Annotated in this window: 21 protein-coding genes and 1 pseudogene; 16 read left to right on the plus strand and 6 right to left on the minus strand. The window is 60.4% G+C overall.

What is annotated here, in order from left to right:
- The 9 genes and pseudogenes from G520_RS24615 to G520_RS24620 form a co-directional block, all read left to right on the plus strand.
- Positions 1-312: pseudogene (locus G520_RS24615) on the plus strand (integrase core domain-containing protein); the annotation flags it as partial.
- 23 nt (positions 313-335) lie between these two features.
- Positions 336-2,873, plus strand: coding sequence for a DUF927 domain-containing protein (locus tag G520_RS23285; protein ID WP_156877006.1), 2,538 nt, complete (start codon positions 336-338; stop codon positions 2,871-2,873).
- Positions 2,866-3,399 carry a hypothetical protein gene (locus G520_RS25095; protein WP_156877007.1) on the plus strand — a complete coding sequence of 178 codons (534 nt, stop codon included), beginning with the start codon at positions 2,866-2,868 and terminating at the stop codon, positions 3,397-3,399. Before G520_RS23285 ends, G520_RS25095 begins: the two co-directional genes overlap by 8 nt.
- Entirely contained in the window at positions 3,392-3,781 is a 390-nt protein-coding gene (locus G520_RS0116705) for a hypothetical protein (protein ID WP_156877008.1), read from the plus strand. Before G520_RS25095 ends, G520_RS0116705 begins: the two co-directional genes overlap by 8 nt.
- Positions 3,778-4,365 (plus strand): phage tail protein, encoded by a 588-nt coding sequence (locus G520_RS0116710; RefSeq protein ID WP_028536640.1) that lies wholly within the window; start codon positions 3,778-3,780, stop codon positions 4,363-4,365. Before G520_RS0116705 ends, G520_RS0116710 begins: the two co-directional genes overlap by 4 nt.
- A gap of 1,972 nt (positions 4,366-6,337) precedes the next feature.
- A complete protein-coding gene (locus G520_RS0116720) occupies positions 6,338-6,985 on the plus strand; it encodes an aspartate/glutamate racemase family protein (RefSeq protein WP_028536642.1) in 648 nt (215 codons plus the stop codon).
- A gap of 214 nt (positions 6,986-7,199) precedes the next feature.
- The gene (locus tag G520_RS0116725) at positions 7,200-7,511 is read left to right on the plus strand and encodes a toxin-antitoxin system TumE family protein (RefSeq protein ID WP_028536643.1); all 312 of its coding nucleotides are present in this window, start codon (positions 7,200-7,202) and stop codon (positions 7,509-7,511) included.
- Entirely contained in the window at positions 7,508-7,882 is a 375-nt protein-coding gene (locus G520_RS0116730; RefSeq protein WP_028536644.1) for an HVO_A0114 family putative DNA-binding protein, read from the plus strand. The genes G520_RS0116725 and G520_RS0116730 overlap by 4 nt, the downstream gene beginning before the upstream one ends.
- 161 nt (positions 7,883-8,043) lie before the next feature.
- Positions 8,044-8,484: a GNAT family N-acetyltransferase gene (locus tag G520_RS24620; RefSeq protein ID WP_084637690.1), complete on the plus strand. Its 441-nt coding sequence runs from the start codon at positions 8,044-8,046 to the stop codon at positions 8,482-8,484.
- Positions 8,485-8,739: 255 nt separating this feature from the next.
- Here G520_RS24620 and G520_RS0116740 read toward each other — a convergent pair whose 3' ends face one another.
- Together G520_RS0116740 and G520_RS25730 are read right to left on the minus strand one after the other, a co-directional pair.
- Positions 8,740-8,997 (minus strand): hypothetical protein, encoded by a 258-nt coding sequence (locus tag G520_RS0116740; protein WP_028536646.1) that lies wholly within the window; start codon positions 8,995-8,997, stop codon positions 8,740-8,742.
- 341 nt (positions 8,998-9,338) lie between these two features.
- Positions 9,339-10,655 carry a methyl-accepting chemotaxis protein gene (locus G520_RS25730; RefSeq protein WP_051229492.1) on the minus strand — a complete coding sequence of 439 codons (1,317 nt, stop codon included), beginning with the start codon at positions 10,653-10,655 and terminating at the stop codon, positions 9,339-9,341.
- Positions 10,656-10,908: 253 nt separating this feature from the next.
- Here G520_RS25730 and G520_RS0116750 point away from each other — a divergent pair, with 253 nt between their 5' ends.
- Positions 10,909-11,418 carry a GNAT family N-acetyltransferase gene (locus tag G520_RS0116750; protein ID WP_036666480.1) on the plus strand — a complete coding sequence of 170 codons (510 nt, stop codon included), beginning with the start codon at positions 10,909-10,911 and terminating at the stop codon, positions 11,416-11,418.
- Between the two features lie 21 nt (positions 11,419-11,439).
- On the opposite strand, the gene G520_RS0116755 is transcribed toward G520_RS0116750, so the two are convergent.
- A complete protein-coding gene (locus G520_RS0116755) occupies positions 11,440-12,315 on the minus strand; it encodes an SDR family oxidoreductase (RefSeq protein ID WP_028536649.1) in 876 nt (291 codons plus the stop codon).
- Positions 12,316-12,426: 111 nt separating this feature from the next.
- On the opposite strand from G520_RS0116755, the gene G520_RS0116760 reads away from it, so the two are divergent.
- The 3 genes from G520_RS0116760 to G520_RS0116770 all read left to right on the plus strand — a co-directional run bounded on the left by G520_RS0116760 (position 12,427) and on the right by G520_RS0116770 (position 13,675).
- The gene (locus tag G520_RS0116760; RefSeq protein ID WP_028536650.1) at positions 12,427-12,849 is read left to right on the plus strand and encodes a winged helix-turn-helix transcriptional regulator; all 423 of its coding nucleotides are present in this window, start codon (positions 12,427-12,429) and stop codon (positions 12,847-12,849) included.
- 116 nt (positions 12,850-12,965) lie between these two features.
- Positions 12,966-13,226, plus strand: coding sequence for a hypothetical protein (locus tag G520_RS0116765; protein WP_028536651.1), 261 nt, complete (start codon positions 12,966-12,968; stop codon positions 13,224-13,226).
- 254 nt (positions 13,227-13,480) lie between these two features.
- Positions 13,481-13,675, plus strand: a complete 195-nt coding sequence (locus G520_RS0116770) for a hypothetical protein (protein ID WP_028536652.1) — start codon at positions 13,481-13,483, stop codon at positions 13,673-13,675.
- Positions 13,676-13,779: 104 nt separating this feature from the next.
- Here the strand turns inward: G520_RS0116770 and G520_RS23290 are convergent, their stop codons facing one another.
- Together G520_RS23290 and G520_RS0116780 are read right to left on the minus strand one after the other, a co-directional pair.
- Complete coding sequence (locus G520_RS23290; RefSeq protein WP_036666482.1) at positions 13,780-14,187, minus strand: MerR family transcriptional regulator; 408 nt, start codon at positions 14,185-14,187, stop codon at positions 13,780-13,782.
- A gap of 53 nt (positions 14,188-14,240) precedes the next feature.
- Complete coding sequence (locus tag G520_RS0116780; RefSeq protein WP_028536653.1) at positions 14,241-15,413, minus strand: MFS transporter; 1,173 nt, start codon at positions 15,411-15,413, stop codon at positions 14,241-14,243.
- Between the two features lie 186 nt (positions 15,414-15,599).
- Here G520_RS0116780 and G520_RS23295 point away from each other — a divergent pair, with 186 nt between their 5' ends.
- The 3 genes from G520_RS23295 to glpD all read left to right on the plus strand — a co-directional run bounded on the left by G520_RS23295 (position 15,600) and on the right by glpD (position 19,202).
- Positions 15,600-16,796, plus strand: a complete 1,197-nt coding sequence (locus G520_RS23295) for a tetratricopeptide repeat protein (RefSeq protein ID WP_051229493.1) — start codon at positions 15,600-15,602, stop codon at positions 16,794-16,796.
- Positions 16,797-16,845: 49 nt separating this feature from the next.
- Positions 16,846-17,613: a substrate-binding periplasmic protein gene (locus G520_RS0116790; protein WP_028536654.1), complete on the plus strand. Its 768-nt coding sequence runs from the start codon at positions 16,846-16,848 to the stop codon at positions 17,611-17,613.
- A gap of 107 nt (positions 17,614-17,720) precedes the next feature.
- Positions 17,721-19,202, plus strand: coding sequence for a glycerol-3-phosphate dehydrogenase (gene glpD / locus G520_RS0116795; protein WP_028536655.1), 1,482 nt, complete (start codon positions 17,721-17,723; stop codon positions 19,200-19,202).
- Positions 19,203-19,271: 69 nt separating this feature from the next.
- On the opposite strand, the gene G520_RS0116800 is transcribed toward glpD, so the two are convergent.
- Positions 19,272-20,480 (minus strand): heme biosynthesis HemY N-terminal domain-containing protein, encoded by a 1,209-nt coding sequence (locus G520_RS0116800; RefSeq protein ID WP_028536656.1) that lies wholly within the window; start codon positions 20,478-20,480, stop codon positions 19,272-19,274.
- Position 20,481 lies beyond the last annotated feature (1 nt).

Genomic DNA, 20,481 nt, shown 5'->3' on the forward strand with positions numbered 1-20,481 from the left:
TACTGGCCATCATGGCCACGTAAAGGCTTCACCTCACTGGACGAAGCCCGGCAATGGGTAAAGCGTTTCATCGACTGGTATTGCCACGCCCATCGTCACAGCGGCATCCAATTCGTGACCCCGGCTCAGCGGCACCAAGGGCTGGATAAAATCTTGCTGGCGAAGCGCCATCTGGTCTATCAAGCGGCTCGCACCGCACGGCCAGAACGCTGGCAAGGAGAGACACGAAATTGGGCCTGGAACGATGCGGTTCAGCTCAATCCGGATCGACCGATTACGCAGGAGAAAACCGATAATTTATTGGCTGCATAAATCGTAAAATTATCTCAACACCTTTGACAATCGCCGCCTACCGTGATGCAGAGGGTTTGCCGCTGGTGTCGGTGGTAAGGCTTGAGCCGGGACTGAATGGGCGCAGCAAAGACTATTTTCCGTTGTCGGTTTGGCAAGACAGCGTGACCGGCAAGCGTGAATGGCGCTGGAAAAACCTACCGGCCCCGCGCCCGCTGTATGGCCTCGATCAACTGGCCGCGCGCACTACCGACCCGGTTGTGGTATGCGAGGGCGAGAAAGCCGCCGATGCCGCCGCTAAGTTGTTGCCGGATCATGTCGCCGTCTGCTGGATGAACGGCGCGGAAGCGGTCAGCAAGGCCGATTTCAGCCCCTTGTCTGGTCGTGACTGCCTGATCTGGCCGGACAACGATCAACCGGGCGCAGATGCGGCGCAAGCGGTTGCGACCGCGTTACAGAAAGTGGGCGCGGCATCGGTGGCACGGGTGGACCTGTCCGGCTTCGCTGCGTTTGTACCTAGCGAAGACGGTGGCAAGCTGGTGCTGGTCGAGGGTGGCCAGTGGAGTGTCGGCGATGATGCCGCCGATGCGCTGGCGCGCGGCTGGACGGCGGGACATATCGAGTTGTTGCGTGCGTCCGGTCAGTGGCTGGTGCTGGATGCCACCGCCCCGGTGCAGGCCAACCCTGGCACCGCCAACAGTACCAGCAACACCAGCGTGGAGAAGTTCGCCAAGGCAGAGAAGCCCAATACCAGCCGTACCAAGAAAAGCGCGCCCAAGCGCCCGACGACCGAAAGCGCGGGCAGTCCGTTTCATGTCACCGATAGCGGCGTGTGGTTCAAAACCGAGGACATGGACGCGCCGTTGTGGATCTGTGCGAAGCTGGAAATCTTGGCGCATACCCGAGACCAAAACGGTGAGAACTGGGGCATTCTTGTCCGTTTTTCCGATAGGGATGGCATCACAAAAGAATGGAATATTCCCGCTGAAAAACTTGCGACGGTAGAGGGCGCAGACGTGTTCCGGGAACTCAAGTCGCGAGGCTTGAAAACAGGTTCCGGCCCCAAGGCCCGTCAACGGTTGATTGAATACCTTGAGCGTGACGATTGTGTTAGTAGGGCCACGATAGTGGCGCGCTTGGGGTGGCATAACGGCGTGTTTCTGTTGCCGGATGGTCAGCTTGGTGAGTGTGCTGAAATGCTGGTGTTTCAGGCGTCCACCGAACAGCGCAAGGTGATGCAGGTTGCCGGGACGCTGGCGGATTGGCAAGAGCAGGTGGCGCGCTACTGTGTTGGCAATCATCGTTTTGCCTTTGGCGTATCTGCGGCGTTTGCGGGGCCTATCATGGACATTGTTGGAGCAGAATCGGGCGGATTTAACTTCTACGGAGATAGCTCGCAAGGCAAAACGACCTTGCTACAAACGGCATGCAGCGTTTTCGGTTCGCCAGGCTATATGCAGACGTGGAGACAAACCGACAACTGTCTGGAGAATGTCGCAGCGGCCTATTCGGGTTGTCTGCTGGCTCTGGACGAGCTGAAACAGTGTGATCCTCGCATCGTCGGCGAAACGGTGATGATGTTGGGCAACGGCAACGGCAAAGGCAAAGGCCGTGCGAATGAGCGTGGCGGAAGTCGAGGCGGCATAGCGGCCTGGAATGTCATGTTCTTGAGCAGTGGTGAAAAAACACTCGCGGCCCACATGGCTACAGTCGGCAAGAAAACCGATGTGGGGATGGATGTCCGAATGCTTGAAATCCCTGCTGACCCCGGTGCTGGGTTAGGGCTGTTTGATGTTTTGCATGACAAACCAACAGGGACCGCTCTGACAAATCACCTGAAAGCTGCGTGCAGCAAATACTACGGTACTGCCGCGCGGGCGTTTATTTCCCGGCTGGTGTCGGAGCGTTTGCAACAGGCTGCCACTATCATTGATCAAGTATCACGTTTTGTCCGTGAGGTTGTGCCTGATGAAGCTCATGGACAAATCCACCGCGCTGCCGCTCGTTTCGCGCTGGTGGCAGTGGCGGGTGAAATGGCAAGCGCCTGGGGCGTCACTGGCTGGCCGAAAAATGTTGCTTGGGATGCGGCCAAGGTGTGTTTTGCCGACTGGCTCAAGGCGCGAGGTACGGTTGGCAATGCAGAAGACGAGGCCATCAAGGCCCGCATCCGACTGCGCTTTGAGATGGACGGTGAGTCACGGTTTACCCGGCTATCAACAGGGGCTATCTTGTACGAAGCCGATGGCAAAGTCCCCGACCCGGACGACCATGCACCCAAGACTATCAGCCGCCTGGGCTATCGAATGAGAGACCCCGTCTCTGGTCTGATCAAGTATTACGTTTTGCCAGAGGCATTTCGTCAGGAAATCTGTGCCGGTCTGGACGTTAACCGCGTGTGCCGCTTACTGGCAGAAATGGGCGCCCTGGAAACCACTACAGGCGCGGGGAATATGCTGCAAACCCGAATCACTCCCGAGGCCAAGTCCAGTAAGAGCGGGCGGGCCAAGGTGTATTGCGTGACGTCCGCTATATACGAGCAGGGCACAATCATTGATGACGGAGAGGAGACCAGTTATGACTGATCTTGCTGATTGGTTCGGCGGGATTTCGTCTCCGCCTGCGATGAATGATCCTCCCCCACCAACCGCCCTTACAAGGGCGGTTGGCATTTCTGAGGGGGGAAATCCTGTTGCTTTATCTGATCCGCTGACGCTGGCGTGGTGTGCCGATCAGGAGGGGGAAATCAGTGGCATTGAATCCGCCAGCAGCGGCCCATTGCTGTGTCGTGGCTGCACCTCACTGGGTGAGGGACGCTGCGACCGGTTGGGGGCTACCCCGGTTTTCGAGGATGCCGCCTACTGCGCCCGTTTCCGCCCCCGCGCGGGTGTCGTGGTTGGGCGTTGCTGGCTGTGGCGGATTGAGTTACCCGGTAACAAGCTGGTGTGGTTCATGACGTTGCCCACGGCCGACCAATCCATGGCTATCCGCTGGGCGCGGCAACACTACGGGGATGCCGTGCAATCTGTTTACCCCGTTCCGGGCGCGTCCGCGCTGCCGTCACCGATGGCATCCAAAATCCAAAATTCAGGAGTTTCCGTTCATGAGTAACCCGATGTATTACCCTGCTATCTATGTCGGCGCATACCCCAATGCGCCGGCCGCTCTGGAGCGTGTCGGCATTGCTGGCGATGAGGCTCATTTCTGCCTGGCTGGATGTGATATCCACGGTGGTGAGCCATGCGTGTTTGAAGTCGTGATCGAAGACCACGATTGCCGCTTGTCTGACCTGCCAGTGAGCAAAACCGCCGTTGTCCTGATGGCGCAGCAAGATGGACTGATTGGCTTGTGGTTCGGGCTGTTCCAGTTTTTGCGCGACAGCGAAGGGGATGCCCTTGAAGCCATGGTGAATGACTTGATTGAGCATCCTCAGGATGAGCCGCCGACGGTAAATGTTTTCGAGTGGGTGCCGGTTTCGGAGGTCCTGCAATGATCGACATCTCCATCAAGATAAATACCAAGGATATTCAATGTGCGTTGGCCGCGCAGATGGATAGCGTGGTCAACAAGGCTGCGGTGCGCGCGATTAACAAAACCGCGATGCAGGCTCGAACTGAGTCCGTGCGCGCGGTGCGGACTGCTGGTTACAACATAAAGGCATCGGCGGTTCGAAATTCGTTCAAGCTACAGCGCGCGACAAAGAATAATCTCACTGCCGTTCTGACTTCGACCGGCAAGCCGATTGCCCTGATTGACTATGGTGCGCGGCAGGTCGGCAGTGGTGTCAGTGTTGCCGTAAAGAATGGGCGGAAGATCATCAATCATGCGTTCATCGCAAAAATGCGCAGTGGCCATAAAGGGGTGTTCGTGCGCATCGGGAAGAGTCACAGAACCGTTGTTCGTAATGGCAAGCGAGTGCGCACGGGGTTGCCAGTAAAGGAATTGTTCGGGCCATCCGTGCCGACTGCTCTTGCAAATGAAAAGGTACAAAACGCTGTGAAAAGGCTGATCAAAGAGAAGCTACCCAAAATATTTGCGCATGAGCTGAGGTTCGCCAGCATGGAAAAGAAGAAATAGCGTCACCAGCGCCAGCGCATCGCGTCATGCTGGCGCTGATCCTTTTGAATTCATCAGACGTCGGAATAGGCTGTCGGGCTATTGGTGATCTGTTTCCCTGCCTGGTGTCGATCCGGCCTCCGCCCCAGCGGCATCGCGTCGAGCGCGTGCTGGTGATCCCGTCGCCCGTGCCGGCGTCTGTCCGGCCACCGCCCCCAGCGGCATCGCGTCGAGCGCGTGCTGGTGATCCCGTCGCCCGTGCCGGCGTCTGTCCGGCCACCGTCCCCTGCGCCAGCCCGTCGAGTGCCTGCTGGTGATCCGTTTCCCTGCCTGGTGTCGATCCGGCCACCGTCCCCAACACCAGCGCGTCGAGTGTCTGCTGTATCCATATCATCAGTACCGAGCATCAAACAGAGAGCTTCAGGCTGTCACTATAGTGACACCCCGTTCTGTCACTATGCGCCAAGCAAAAAAACCCTTTTAAAATCAATGGTGTCACTATGTCACTATTGTCACCACGTATTTTTAGAGGGGTAGGGAAAACGCGCCGTCAATTTCCCCCCACGATCAAACAGCGATGAGCATTGGGCCGGATCGTCCCTAGCACCGTGCCGGGTTTGATGCCTGACTTTGAGAATGTCAGGCATACGTGAATTCGCATGGGTCCTTCCAATGCATGAGGCTAAGGCGGGTACGATGACTCGCGGAAAAGAATCAGGGGCTGCATTGCTGGGTAAGTGAAATTCACCCGATCAGGTGAAATGGTGAAATACGCCAAATGGGCAGCGGGTCCTTCCTTGGAAAGCGTGGGGTGCGGGTGCAAGTGACCGCGATCTCTTTCTAGCTGAAAACCTCTATAGGGTTAGTTAATTATTCCCCTGTGCCGATGGCTGGCCGCCACCATCAGCGTTCGCTCGCCGAGTCTATGCTGGTGATCCGTTTCCCTGCCTGGTGCCGATCCGCACACCGCGCCAGCGCCAGTGCGCCGAGCGCCTGCTGGTGTAGCTCGTCGCCCTGGCCGGCGTCGATCTGGTCACCGCCCCCAGCGGCAGCGCGCCGAACGGCTGCTGGTGATTCCGCCCATGCTGGCGTCGAACGGGCTTCGCCTGCGTATCGAGGGTCTATGAGCGGGTCCTTCCTGGACATATCAGGGGTGCGGGTGCAATGAGCCCCGATTTCTGTCTAGGTGAAACGTGGCCTAGGCTTCCTTCCTTTTTGTCGGGCGGGTCCTTCCTTGAGATTTCACAGGGGCGGGTCCAATGACGCGCGACCATTCCCCAGCCGCAAAATTCTCCTATGGGGGTTGTACCGTATTCGGCCCCTGTCTGGCAGGGCAAAAAATAGGCGGAATGAGGGGGTACTTTTTGTTTTGGGTACACAGGTGGGTACACAAAATGAAATGTGATATGCAAGAATGCAGCAACGGCGCGGCTTGTGGCGGCGCTCGCTACATTCTGCATCGGTCCCTGTCCGAGTAGGTCCGGCGTCATCCGGAATTCAGCTGGAAGCCCCGTCTTTGGGGCTTTTTTGTTCCGCAGGCGTCCGCGGGCATCCAGTGGCATCTTTACGTTTCAGGTGCGCAGGTAGGTGCTCCGCCAACACGTCAGCTACCTGTTTATTAAGCTGAATATAAAGAGTTTATTAGTCGGCGGCGAGTCGACGCCGGTTTTGCATGCATGCGTGAGAAAAATTGACGAAATTTACAGCGTAGTTTCGAGCATCGCATGCCCTTCTTGTAAGCTTCCAACCAGAAGAACGAACCTGGTTGCCGGCTGTTCCCCCCGATACCCCGCAGCCAATTTACAACTGCAGCCTACACCGAGCAGACTGATATGCCTTTGTGCTAGCATGGCTGCTAGCGGCCATGATCGGTCGTTCGTAGATATCGCTTTTGTTGTATTCCGGCCGGTAAATGCCTTGCTGCTGCAATGAGACAACTGGCACCAACTGAAATCGAAACCTACACCAGTATCAGTCAATGAATTCCTAGACCATGCGCATTGGATGTCTACATACCGCAAGCAGTAATATCGATGTCTTCGAGGCTGCGTTGGGTAGTCTGGATCGAGCCGACATTAAGCTTGGACACATGGTACGTCCAGATCTTTTGGCGGCTGCCGCGCAAGCTGGAGAAATGAACGAAGCGATCGCCATGCAAACGCGTAAGGCGTTGGCGGTGCTATGTGCACAAAATGATGCCGTGTTACTGACCTGCTCGACACTAGGCCCAGCAATTAAAGCTATTACATCGACCGTTCCTGTTCTGCGAGTGGACGAAGCCTTGGCTAGACAGGCAGTGGCAGATGGTGAGAAGGTGATTGCGCTCTGTGCGGTGAAGACTACCCTGCTTCCTACATTAGATCTGTTCAAAATGGTTGCCAAAGACACTGGCGTGGCCGTTGAAGTTCGACTGGTTGATGATGCATGGGACTATTTCATGGCCGGTGATTTAAACCGCTACTTTTTGACGATGGCCGAAGCGGCTGACCGTGCATATGTTGATGGTGCTGATGTCGTCGCATTCGCGCAGGCGTCCATGGCTGGTGCAACGGTGTATGTGAAGCAAAGCAGGAATCCATTAACAAGCCCGTTCTGTGGTTTGTACGCAGCAATCGCAGCATGCCAACGTAAATTGGATTGATCTGTGCCGGCGAGTAAAGCGTTGATGGCTAACGCCAATGGCGGAAGCGGGTTGAATGCCGGCATAGGGGGCTGGTGCTATGATGGCTGCTATCGGCCAGTAACAGACATTCATTCTCCTGCCGCGACATGACCGAAACGGGAGGATTGCACGCTCACCGCATGGCGTTCCGTTGCGCATCTTCACCCATGTTGCTTTGACACGAAAAACAGTCATGATAAAATACATCATGGCTGATAAAAAAGTGACTGACGACTATCACAAGATCCCGGACAAGCGCGGAAACGGAAGTTTACGGCGCGAAATCTGGGTTGATGAACGGGGTCGGGTAACCCGCTATAACCTGGCGTACATCAATCACCGGTTACATCACGGTGACAATGGACGCGTCATCGGTTACGACAATGCTCACGATGGCCACCACAGACACTTCTTTGGTCAAATTGAGCCCGTCGTTTTTGTGAGCTTCGACGACATTGAAGAGCGTTTCCAGCAGGATTGGGTAGCATTGAGGGATAAACCATGAGCGTACTCATTGTAAAAACCGCGACTGAAGAAGAATTTTTCAAACGTGGCCGTAAGCTGGCCGCCCTGGCAGACCAGGGTTCCCCCCTGCCTGAAGAGTGCGTAGTGAGCTTTGAGGATCCGTCCGATGTGCTGAAGCTGCTTACCGTCGCCCGCTTGGCTCTGTTTCGTGCGATCAAAGACAACCCCGGTTCGATCACCTCGATTTCCGAACGTCTTCACCGGGATCGCAGCGCGGTAAAACGGGATGTAGACGAGTTGGAAAAGGCGGGGTTGCTGACGGTCGAGTCCAAAGTGTTGCCTGGACATGGACGCATGAAGGAAGTCAGCGTCGCGGCTCAGCAGTTCAAGTTAGAAGCATCTATTTTTTGACCCGGCATCTTGAAGGCCTGTTTTAAACGGATAGTTGCCTTTGGGTCTTTGACTGCCTGACCGTCCGCAACGGGTCGGTAGCCGTCGTCTGCAGCCGTCGGTATTCATGCCCTCTATCGGCCTGAAGCGGCTATCAAGTCAACCCTAACAATGGTGATTTCATGACCTGCCAGGGAATTACGTTACGTCCGGCTCGGCAATCCGATGAAAGTTTTCTCCTCGACCTGCGCAAGCAAGTCATGACAGAGCACCTGATGCGGGTCGGGGAAGCAACGGATGATGATGCGCATCTTCAACGAGTGCGTTATTGCTATACCGATGCTCAGATTGTGCTCATCGGCGACGTCCGTGTGGGGTTGATGAAGGTTTGCAGATCCGCGCAAGAATGGGTTCTCGTGCAAATTCAAATCCTGCCAGGATTCCAGGGGCAAGGAATAGGTCAGCATCTGCTTCGCGTCTTGCTGGAAGATGCGAAACAATATGGGGTTGCGGTTCGCCTCAGCGTCCTACGTGGCAACCCTGCCCGCCGCTTATATGAACGGCTTGGGTTTTGCATGGAATCCGAAACGGGCAAAGAATATGGTCTTGTTTTCCGGCGGTAATGCTTTCTGCTTTGGCGAACTGGATACGATTGTAGGCTGCGTCCTGAATTTCCACTCAGGGTCGTCAGCCCGCAACGGGCGATGCAGGGCCGGTCAGGTGGTGGCATCAACGCCGCGCTGGGCCTGAAGGTTCTGTGCCCAGCAAGGCCCTGCGAGTTGCAGAGTCAGAGGCACTGCAGGCGTGAAAGTGCGCGTGATCTGCCTGGCGAGCGAGATGTGGATCACCTGTCAGGCAGACCCGAAACGACAGGCTTTTTATGCTTCTACTGCCTCGGTTTTAACCGAGCCTGAGAGATATTTTTCATCAACGACGACCTCCGTGCCTGCGAACACGATTTGTGAGCGACCGACGCCCTTGACGATCGTTGCCATCACGAAGCCACGGGCGTCAGTGCGGTCCCACGTTTCAGCCTTGTCTTTTTCTATCGTGAAGTAGCTCGTATCGCCGCCGCTTCCCCAGTGGTTGATCGAAACCTTGATCGGAAGACCGGTTTTATTGATAACTTTGATCATGAGAAAACTCACTTTCGTTTGGGGTTCAAAGACCTTTGTCATGGTGTAGCTATCAAGGGTATAGATTATGTTTAATGCTATTGTCCTGACATAAAGGTCAGTATTCAGGCAATTGACATTGGCGACTCAGGCGAGTCAACAGAAAGGAAATGCCGTGGCGACGGCTTCATGCGGGCTTGAACCGGGCATGCGCAGAGACAATAGTATGTCGCCCGCCACGGCGGGTTGCACCGGGCGGCATCGTGCTGGTCAATCGCAGAAGCAGCCTTCTCCCATCCGTCCCCCCGCAAGCAACGACGCCCTCCGCGAGGAGGGCGTCGTCCGGTGCCTGCCGCGCGCGGTCAGATGCCGCGTTCGCTCGCGACTTGCTGGATGGCGGTGACGACCGATTCGGCGCCCTGGCGGATCTGATCCATGACATTGCCGACTTTGTTGACTTGTACCACGCTGTCCTGAACCTGGGTCCTGATCTGCTCCATGCTTTCGACGGCCACGTCCGTTTGCGACTGGATGGTATTGACCATGGTCGAGATCTGCGCGGTCGAGGAGGATGTGCGCTCGGCCAGCTTGCGCACTTCGTCCGCCACCACGGCAAAACCGCGCCCGGTCTCGCCGGCGCGCGCGGCTTCGATCGCGGCGTTCAGCGCGAGCAGGTTGGTTTGGTCGGCAATATCCTTGATCGTCTGGACGATGGAGCCGATCTGTTTCGAATGCTGGCCGAGGGTCATGATATTCTGGCTCGAGCTTTCGATATTGTTCGCCATGCCCTCGATATTGCTCACGCTGCTGGCAATGTCGGTCACGCCTTCCTCGGCCCAGTGCCGGGTCTGCTGCGAGGTGTTGAAGGCGAACAGCGCGCTGTCGCGTTCCTGGATGCTCTTGTTGACGCTCGCAGTAATGTCGGTCGCGAATTTGATGACGGACACGACTTTTCCGCTGGAGTCGAACACCGGGTTGTAGCTGGCTTCCAGCCAACGCTCGCTTCCGTCCCTGGCCAGGCGCTTGATGCGTCCCGAAGATAATTTTCCGTTCCGCAGGTTAGTCCACAATTGCGGGTATTCCTGGCTCTGGACGAATTCCTGGCTGCACAGCTGACGGTGGTGCTGCCCGATCAGTTCGCTTTCCTTGTAACCCATCACATGCAGGAAGTTGGCGTTGGCCGCCGTGATCGTGCCATCGATGGTGAATTCAATGGTAGCCATCGAGCGGTCGACGGCCGCCAGAATGGCCTTGTTTCTGGCGGCCGCGAGCACTTTGCCGGTGATGTCGGTGGCGAATTTGATGACGCCCGTGACTTTGCCGCTGCTGTCCTTGAGCGGATTGTAAGTCGCTTCCAGCCAGATGAAGTCGCCGTTTTTCCGCTTGCGCTTCACTTCGCCGATGAAGGGATCGCCGCGGCGCAGTTGCGCCCAGACTTGCTGGTATTCGGGGCTGTTGGCAAACTCGGGATCGCATAACATGCGGTGATTCTTGCCGAGCAGCTCGCTGGCGCCATAGCCCAGCGCGGTTTGAAAAAGACTATTGGAGTCGATGATGTTTGCATCGAGGTCGAACTCGACGCGTGCCATTGATCGGTCGATGGCAGCGAAAACAGCATCCTGGCGCTGAAGCTTGTCTTCCTGGTTCCGAAGGGACGCCAATAGTTTTTTGTTGAACATGATATCCGATCCAAGTTGCGCTGAAAGTGTTGATGATCCGGTCCAGATTGGGTGGGGCTCATTAAAAAGTAGCCAAGTGGTGCGGAAATTGCAATTCTGAGGATAGTCGCGACCTGAATGTATCTAAAGCCGGCGTTCTCGCGAGGGCAGTGCGGCCACTCGTACGGCATCCTGTCGGCCGATCCGGGGCGTAGCAGCCTCCCTCCACTGCGTGTGTGCTCGATGTATCTAGGCTATTGAAAGGATGATTCCGATGTTAATTCGCTTGCTGACGCCGTCCGATGCGCTCGCATATAAAACGCTGCGCCTGCTCGGCCTGACGACTGACCCCCTGGCCTTCCATTCGTTTGCGGACGAAGAGGCCGATCTGCCGCAGAACGTGCTTGAGGCGAAGCTGTCGCAGGCGCCGGCAGAAGGCGTGCTGGGGGCGTTCATGGCCGACGCGCTGGTCGGCATCGTCGGCCTGCGGCGCAGCCCGCGACGCAAGCTTCGGCACAAGGCGACTATCGTCGGCGTTTATGTGGCTCCGGAGGCTCGCGGCCGCGGCATCAGCCGCGCCCTGCTGCTGGCCGCCATCGAGCGCGCACGCCTTGCATCCGGGATCCGCTGTTTGCAGTTGAGCGTCTACGCCGGCAATCAGGCCGCCTTGTCCTTGTATCGTTCGCTCGGTTTCGAGGCTTACGGCCAGGAGGACGCGGCCTTTCAAGTCGATGGGCGTTTCTATGATGAGGTTCTGCTGGCCTTGCCGCTGCGGGACGACTAGCCGCCCCGCAGCGCGGGCGGCTCAGTTCTGCAATGCTTGCGCCACTGTGGCGGCTAGCGGCGTGGTCGGGCGTCCGATCAGGGTGCTCAGCTGGTGACTGTCGTCGAACAGCCCGCCGCGGGCGGCACCGGCATCGGAGTCGGCCAGCAGCTGCGCGATCGCTTCGGGCAGGCCGGCGCCGGTCAGGGCGGTGCGGAAGGCGGCCTCCGGCATGTCCTGGTAGATGACCGTGCGCCCGCTCTGCTTCGTGATCTCGGCGGCGAATTGCGTCAGGGTGTAGGCGTCGTCGCCGGCCAGCTCGTAGATGCGGCTATCCGATACGCTCTCGGCGCTCAGAACCGCGGCAGCGGCAGCGGCATAGTCGGCACGGGCGGCGGAGGCGATACGGCCTTCGGCCGCGCTGCCGATATGCGCGCCGTGCTGCAGGGCGGAAGGGATGGAGGCGGCGTAGTTTTCGCTATACCAACCGTTGCGCAACAGGGCAAAAGGCAGGCCCGAGGCGCGGATGGCGGCTTCGGTCTGGCGATGTTCCTCTGCCAGGCCGAGCGGCGAGCTGTCGGCGTGCAGCAGGCTGGTGTAGGCGAGTAGCTTGACGCCCGCGCGTTTGGCGGCGTCGATGACATTGCGGTGCTGGGGCAGCCGTTGTCCGACTTCGCTCGACGAGATCAGCAGCAGGCGGTCGATGCCGACGAAGGCGGCATCGAGTGTTTCGGGCTTGGTGTAATCGGCACGGCGGACTTCGATGCCCAGTGCAGCGAGGTCGCCGGCCTTGGCGGTATCGCGCACCGCGGCGACGATGCGGGCGGGCTCGATGGTTTGCAGCAGGGCGTGCACGACGAGACGGCCGAGTTGGCCGCTGGCGCCGGTAATCAGAATACGGGCTGGTGAGGCGGGCATGGAGCTTCTCCTTGTGGTTTATATTGAATACAAGGTCTAATATAGAGACCATGTGACTGCGCCACAAGGAGGCAGTTTTTTGTTTCCAGGTTACCCGAAAGGAACCCTCTCATGAATGCTGGCGTTCAACTGGCCGCACGGTATCAGGAATGGCAGGGGCAGCCATTCGACGGCAGCTGCTGTCCGGTACGCGATGTGCTCGATCATATCGGCGATAAATGGACGGTATTGATCCTGATCGTACTGGCGGATGGAGCCGCACGCTTCAGCCACATCTGCCGCGCGGTGCCCGATATTTCCAAACGCATGCTGACTCAGACCTTGCGCGAGCTGGAGCGCGGCGGCTTGATCACGCGGCATGTCTTTCCGACCAAGCCGCCGAGTGTCGAGTATCGGCTTTCTGCGCTCGGAGAGTCCTTGCTGGGCCCCATCGTCGGCCTGGTTGCATGGGCGGAGACTCACCACGATGAGATCCGCGCGGCGCGCGCGCACTTCGATGCGGCGCTTGCAGAGAACGGGTCTGACGGGCGCTGAGCCGTCGCACGCAGGGGTTTGGATCTATTTGCGACAGTATTTGCCAGTCAGCCCTTAAGGTCTTGACTTTGCTGCCGATAAATAAATCAACAGGCATATTCAAAGTGGAGGACGCGATGCCCCAAGCAATCGGAAACGTATCCGGCCCATCTCAATACCAGCCGTCGCAGTCGGTCGCTTCTCCGCCACCACGCGGCGAAAACGGTCGCGGTGCGGCGGCGCGGCAGGCGCAGGCACAGGCACAGGCACAGCAGGCCCAGACTCCGGCCCAGATTCTGGCGCAGGCGCAGGCGCTGGCTCAGCAGACGCAGCAGGCGAATGCTGCACAGTCTTACTCGACACCGACACTGGGGTCGAATATCAATACGAGCGCCTGAAGTGGCGCGGCGTTCCCGCCGGCCCCCTGCGCGACCATTCAAGTGTGATGTGTGTGTCGTTCCATTCGATAAACCGCCGTGCGTGAGCATGGTGGTTTTTTTTTATTAAGAATCAAGCTATTGCTGTGCCATGTGGTGCCAGGGCAACACTGGGCGCCCGATTTTGTCGGGTGGCCGGGCTTGCTCTTCAGCTTCGATGAAGGGGGCCGATAAGAGAGCAGGAAGGTGTCTTGGTCTAACCGTGGAGGACATGGATGACGCAGTCGATAGAACCTGTTTCGGGCCAATCGTATTACCGGGCGATGCTGACCAGTGCGTCTCCGACGCCGATGGCTGCTCGCGCTGGCGACGACGATGCTGGCAGCAGCGATAGTGAAGGGCAACAGACAGAATCCGGCACCACCACGATTTACGCGACAGTAGGCACCCTCATCGATACTACTGCATGACACCCCGTGTCATGGCGTGACTACCCGGGCGGGTGACGGGAGCGGCCCAGTCTGTTCGACAGCCCCGCCGGTTTGAATCGGCGGGGCTGTTTTCGTGTCCGGGTTCAGTCGGGTTTGTCGGGGTCGTTGGCCGCGGTGCGCCAGGGGGCGGTCTGTTCGTCGTACCAGGCAATCCTGTCATCGAGCACACGCAGCGCGCCCTGCCATTGTTCGATGCGTTGCGCGACCCGTTCCCGGTGCTCGGCCAGCAGTGCGCGCCGCACGGGAAAAGTCAGGTCGCCCTGGCGGCGCAGGGCGGCGTAGGCGCGCATCCCGGCGATAGACATCCCGGTGGCGCGCAGGCGCTGGATGAATTCCAGCCACGCGCGGTCGCGCGCATTATAACGGCGATGGCCGGCCGCATTGCGTTCAACCGGGTCCAGCAGTCCGATGCGTTCAAAATAGCGCAAGGCATGCTCGCTCAAGCCGCTCAGGCGCGCCAGCTGCCTGATGGTCAGGTTTTCTTCGTTCATGGCTTTTACCTCCAGTAGCCGGGGCGGCACCCGGGCAAGCGGCACGATCGCGCTCAACGCTCCCGCATCATGAAGCTGCAGGCAGAGGCGAGTAGCGAGCAGGCGAGAATGGCGTAGAACACGGCGTGAAATCCCCAGGCGTCGGCGATGCCTCCGGCGATGGCGCCGGCAATGATGGCGCCGGTGCGGGTCGATGTGGCGAACAGGGTGGTCGCGGTGCCGGCGCGACCCGGCAGCAGGTCCTGAAAATACAGCATGCCGGTGCCGGCGATGATCCCGATAAAGATGGCGTTGCCAAGCTGCAGTGCGATCAGCGCGGGCTCGCTGTCCAGCAGTACCATGCCGGCATAGAACAGCACGCCGGCAGCCGTGGCAAAACGCAGCATGGCGAGTTTGCCGAAGCGGCGGGTGCTGAAGCCGGCGACCAGCATGGCCGGGATTTCAAGTGCGGCGGCGGTGCCCATCAGCAGGCCGGGCGTGCGGGTCGGCATGTTCAGCGTGTGCGTGACGTAGAGCGGCATCGCGATCAGGTACATGCCGTTGCAGGTCCACATCAGGGTCGACGCGATAAAGGGCAGGCGAATCGCGGGATCGCGCCAGCCGCCGCCGTGATCGGCCGCATGCGGTGCTCGCGGAATGAAGGGCAGCGTTCTGGCCACCAGGGCGGCGCAGGCGAGAAAGGCCACGCCCGCCGCCAGATAGGTGGCGGTGTAGCCGAAGCCGATGACCAGCGCGAAGGCCAGCGGCGGGCCTATGACCCAGGCCAGTGATATCTGCGCGCGCATGATGGAGTTGAACATCGTGGCTTCGCGTGCGGTGTAGTCGGCGTGCTCGCGCGCAAGGGCGAAGACTTGCGGATTGGCGGTGCCGCCGAAGCTGCCCAGCAGCACCCCCATGCTGATCAGCAGGGCGAAATGGCGGTCGAAGGCGAATTGCAGGCAGCCGAGAAAGCCGGCTACACAGCAAAGCAGGATCAGACGGCGCCGGTCGCCGCCACGGTCGGAACGATGAGCGAGAACCTGGCTGACCACGATGCCGACAATGGCGCTGACCGTGTAGAACAGGCCGATCATATAGGGCCGCACCCCCAGTTCGTTGCCGAGAAACAGGCTCAGAATCGGGACTTGCAGGGCGCTGGCGATTCCGGTCAGGAAGGCGACGACGAGAAACGCCAGCGAGGCCGGGTCCAGCTTGCGGCGCAGGCTTGCGGGGTAGGCGAGGTTCATGACTGCGATCGGTCGGCGGCGAACCGGCGGCCACGGTGCGCGCAAACGGTTCGATCTATGAATAATACGGTTATTCTATTCGATCATCATCGAGCGTGCACTGCAGAAAAGGGCTGCCGCGCTGGCTATACAGCAGGCGGGGGGCTTCGTATGATCGATTCCGGATTCTGACGAGAGTGAAAGAATATGGTCGCAAGTATCGGGGATTTACTGGAAGACGCGCGTCGGCTCAGCCTGGGGGGTGAGCATCTGCAGGCCGTGCAGCGTCAGATCGAGGCGGTGAACCGGATGCAGGCGCAGGGGCTGGCTTGTATCGCCGAACTCAAGACCCTGGGCTTGTTGTTCCATCGGCTCGGGGATGCCGCCGCCGCCGCCGCGACGTTTTCGCGGCTGGTCGGGGTTGCCGGCGATGACGCGCAGGTCTGCGGCAATCTTGGCGTGGCCCTGCTGCAGCTGGGCTGCGCGGCCGAGGCCCTGCCCCAGTTGCGGCGTGCGGCAGGGCTGGAGCCGGATGCGCCGAACTGGCAGGATGGCCTCGCTCATGCTTTCAGCCGGCTCGGGCACACCGAAGACGCCCGCGCGGCGGGCATGCGCAGTCTGCGCCTCAAGGACGAGGCGGCAGGACCCGCACCCGCCGTGCTCGCACGCACGGTGGCACCCGAGTTCGACGTCGGCCGGCCGCAGCGCAATCTGATCGTTTTCAGTTTGTGGGGCGATTCGCCGCGCTATCTCGAAGGCGCGCTGCGCAATGCCATGCTCGCGCCCGACCTGTTTCCTGGCTGGACCTGTCGTTTCTATTGCGACGACAGCGTGCCGCCAGCCCTGCTGCGGCAGCTGGATGCACACGGGGCCGAACTGGTGCCGATGGCGCGGCCGGTGCGCTTCTACGACGGTCTGTTCTGGCGTTTCTCGGTCATAGGCGATGCCGGCATCGACCGTTTTCTGGTGCGCGATGCCGATTCGGTCCTGTCGGCGCGCGAAAAAGCTGCCGTCGACGAGTGGTTGCTGTCCGGTGCCCTGTTCCACGTGATGCGCGACAATCCCCTGCACAGCGAGTTGATGCTGGCCGGCATGTGGGGCGGCGTCGGCGGCGCCTTGCCGCCCTTTGCCCAGCTTGCGCGTTTCAGCATCGAGCATACGCCGACGCGCCATATCGACCAGTGGTTCCTGCGTTCGGTGATCTGGCCGCGCATCCGCGCGCATTGTCTCGTGCACGACAGCTTCTATCCTGTCCCCGGCGCGCGGCCGTTTCCGCCGCAGGCTTGGGCCGCCCCCGATTTTCATGTCGGCATGAATTATTCGGCCAGCGCGCGTGCGCGGCGCGAACCGGCACGCTTTCGGGGGGCTGGCGCGGAGCAGGCGAGTGACGTTGGTGGTGTTTAATGCTATGTTGCGGGGTGATGAGTCCCAATAACCGTCTGATCGCTACCGGATGACCGCCCTGTCGCACCTGCTTCGCGCTGTCTGCTGCGGCTTGTTGCCGGGCCTGGCCTGTGCCGCGCCTGCGCCGCTGGTCCTGGCCTTCAGCACCCTGCCGCCGTGGAAGATCATCAATGCCGATGGCCGGGCCAGCGGGCCGTATCTCGATATCGTGCGCGTGCTCGCCGAGCGGGTCGGACATCCCCTGCAACTTCGGCGCTGCCCGCTGCCGCGCTGTCTGGCGCTGGCAGCCAGCGGCGAAGTCGATCTGATGATAGGCGTACGCAGTCGGCCAGGGCGCGACGACAAGCTGGATTTTCTGTCGCCCCCGTTTGCGGGCGGGACGCCGCTCAGTTTCATCCAGCGCCGCGCCGATGGCCGTCCACTGCGCAATTATGGCGATCTGCAGTCCTTGCGCATCGGCGTGGTCGAGGGCAGCACCTATTTCGAGCGTTTCGACTCCGATCGCAGTCTGATCCGCGATCCGGCGCCGGACAGCCAGAGCAGCCTGCGCAAACTGCTCGCCGGCCGCGTCGATACCGCGATTTTCAATTATGGACAAGCCAAGTGGATGCTCGAGCACATGTCGTCGGGCGCCGGGCTGAAATTCGCGGCTTACCGGGTGCATAACAGCGAGCTGCGCCGCGTGGCTCTGGTGCGGGCCTCTCCGTTCTACTCCCTCAAACCGCGGCTCGAACTTGCGCTCGACGGCATGGTGAAGGATGGCACCGTCCATCGCCTGCTCGCACCGATCGAAGAAGCTCCGGTCTCCTCGCGCTAAGTACGGTTCCGGCACCTGTTTATTTAGCCTGCCTGCCCTCCTGGCGATAGTCAGCCGCTCCGCGTTTGCTTATGCTATAGGCAAGGCCACTTCACGGGACTAGGATCATGTTGAAAGAGGTGGATGTTCTGGTGGTGGGCGGGGGCATCAATGGTTGCGGTATCGCGAACCTTGCTGCCCAGGCGGGCTTGAGCGTCCTGCTGGTCGAGCGCGGCGATCTGGCCGGGCAGACCTCGTCGCGTTCGAGCAAGTTGGTACACGGTGGACTGCGCTATCTGGAGACGCGCGAGTTCCGTTTGGTGCGCGAAGCGCTGGCCGAACGCGAAGTCCTGCTGTCACTGGCCCCGCACATCGTTCACCCGCTGACTTTCGTGCTGCCGCACAATCCTTCACTCAGGCCTGCCTGGATGATTCGCGCCGGCCTGATGCTGTACGATCATCTCGGACGCCGCGAATCGCTGGCGCCCAGCCGTCGCCTGAATCTCGGTCGGCATCCGTTTGGCGAACCCCTCAAATCCGGTTTCGGGCGCGGTTTCAGCTATACCGACTGCTGGGCCGACGATGCGCGTCTGGTGGTGCTCAATGCCTTGCAGGCGAGCGAATACGGGGCCTCGATCTGCACGCGGACGCAGATGACGGCTGCCGAGCGCGGTCGCGATGACTGGTGCGTCACGCTGGAACGGCAGGGCAAGGCCCCGACGACGATACGGTGCCGGGTGGTGATCAATGCGGCCGGGCCGTGGGCAGGTGAAATCGCGGCGCTTGCCATGGGCCTCGCTTCGCCGGTGCCGTTGCGCCTGGTCAAGGGCAGCCATATCGTCGTGCCGCGGCTGTACGCCGGCGAGCAGGCCTATATCCTGCAACTGGACGATTCCCGCATCGTGTTCGTGCTGCCTTATGGTGCCTACAATCTGATCGGCACCACCGATGTCGATTTCAGCGGCGATGCGCGTACGGTAAGTGCGGATGCCGCAGAAATCGCCTACCTGTGCACGGCCGTGAATGGCTATTTCAAGCGCCGCCTGACGCCGGAAGACGTGGTGTGGAGTTATGCCGGCGTGCGGTCATTGTACGACGACGGCACGGTCGAGGCCGCTCGCGTAACGCGTGATTATCACCTGAAGTACGACGCGGCTGCGGCCCCTTTGCTGTCGGTTTATGGCGGCAAGCTGACCACCTATCGCCGCCTTGCCTTGTCGGCCTTGCGCCTGCTGTCCCAGCGCTTCGACTTGCCGCTGCCGCCCGACGCGCCGCCCAAGTTGCCCGGCGGCGTGTTGCCGACCGCGGACATGGCGAGCTATATGGCCGACCTCACCCGGCGGCTGTCTTTTATCCCCGCCGCCGATCTGGTCGAGATGGCGGGTCGTCACGGCAGCCGCTGCGAGCTGTTGCTTGCGGGCGTCAGCTCGCGTTCGGACCTGGGGCTGGCGTTTGGAGCCGGCCTCTACCAGCGCGAGGCCGAGTTTTTGCGCAGCGAAGAGTGGGCGACCGAGGCCGAGGATGTCCTGTGGAGACGCACCAAGTGCGGCTTGCGCATGAGCGCCGCCCAGCGCGAACAGTTCACGAACTGGTGGAATGCGGCGGTCTGAGCGGGAAAGGCGGGGATCGGATGGCAAGACAACGCCGCCGGGGGTAAGCCCTCCGGCGGCGTCATGCCGTCAGCAGCCTTGGGCGAGCGCCAGCTCCAGGCTCTGGCGGTAGTGCAGCTCGGCCGAGTCGGCTTTGCCTATCGCCTGGAACAGGCTGACCATGGCGGCGTGCGCACTCAGAGTCGGCTGGATGGACAGACTGGCTTCCAGGTAGTTCTGCGCCTTGCCCCACAGCCGCTGGGCATAGGCCAGCCGTCCGAGAGCCAGCAGCAGCATATGGTCGCGCGGGCGGCGGGTCAGCCAGCCTTCGGCCGATTTCAGCAATTCCAGGCGGCGCGTCTCGCTGAGCTTCTCGGCCAACTGGCTGAGTTCGCGTGCGAGCTCGGGCGTCGCCTGTTCGTCGTCGGCGAGGGCTTCGGCCAGCAGGGTCGCCGCCAGATCGTAGTCTTCTGCCAGCAGCAGGCGCTGCACCATGGCGCCGACCAGGGTCGGGTTGTGCCGCTCCTGCTCGGGAATGCGCCGCTGCCAGTCGCGGATCTCGCGCCCGTCGATCAGCGTTGCCAACTGCTGGGTGTAGGCGGCCAAGCGGTAGCGGCGGGCCTGATCGGCATCCAGCGCGTCCGACTTCAGCAGCTTTTCAGTCAGCGCGAGCACGGCTTCCGGCTGTTTCAGCAGCAGGCGCACTTTCAGCTCGATGCGCAAGGCATTGGTGAGGTTGGGCGAGATCGAGCGCGCGCGCTCGACGGCGGCCAGCGCACCGGTCAGATCCTTGGCGTCCAGCCGCAGCTCGGCGTCCTGCATATGGCGCGCAAGTTGCAGGTTCTCCGGCAGCGCATCGAGGCGTCCGAGGTAGGCATCGCGTTTTTCGACATCCTGCATGATGCCGGCGGAGCGTGCCGCGATCAGCAAGGCGAGCGCGCGGTTTTCCGGGGCGTACTCGTCGTCGACCGCTTTTTGCGCCGCGCGTTCGGCGCGCTGGAAGCGGCCCTCGAAATAGGCGATGGCCGCATCGCGCAGCGCGTGGCGGGCGCTGCGCAATTTCTTGCGGCGCTGGAAGCGGCGCACTTCGGCCGGCAGGCCGGCGGCGATGCTGAACAGCCGCAACCCGAAGTGGGCGAGCGCGATCGCGAGCACGATGCCGACGATGAGCAGATTGAACGAGATCTCGATGCGGTAGGGCGGCATGAACAGGATGGCGTAGCCGCTGTTCAGGGTCGCCGCGAGACCGACCAGTACGGCCAGCGCGAACAGGCCGGTAAACCAGAGTACGAATTTCACA

It is taken from the genome of Paludibacterium yongneupense DSM 18731 (assembly GCF_000422925.1).
Taxonomy (GTDB): domain Bacteria; phylum Pseudomonadota; class Gammaproteobacteria; order Burkholderiales; family Chromobacteriaceae; genus Paludibacterium; species Paludibacterium yongneupense.